1 protein-coding gene is annotated in these 303 nt (G+C 68.0%); it reads left to right on the top strand.

Features of this window, described 5'->3' with window-relative positions; all coding sequences use genetic code 11:
• Positions 1 to 233 (top strand): hypothetical protein (locus AC5RVV_RS18340; RefSeq protein ID WP_494002756.1); only part of this gene is annotated, 233 nt, incomplete at its 5' end.
• Positions 234 to 303 lie beyond the last annotated feature (70 nt).

Genomic DNA, 303 nt, shown 5'->3' with positions numbered 1-303 from the left:
ACGGAAGGAATACAGTGACCAACGTCTTCAGCCTCAACCCGCGGATCCCCGACCTGTCCGCCCTGCGTCCCGGCGACCGGATCGAAGCCCGGCGCAACGGTGCCATCCACTATTTCGGCCAAGTCGAACAGGCTTTCCCCGAAGAGGGCACCGTGCTGATCATCGAGGGGGTGGGCGGCCGCCCCAAGCTGCTGCCCAGTGACGAATACGACCTGCACCGCAGTCCCCGCTGACCGGCCGGGCGGGTACTGCCCATGCGGCCGCCCGCCTAGGCAGGGCCGCAGTCCGGAGACCGGTTCAGTG

The organism is Arthrobacter sp. MDT2-34-1 (assembly GCF_059091365.1).
This window is presented reverse-complemented; position numbering and strand designations above follow the sequence as displayed.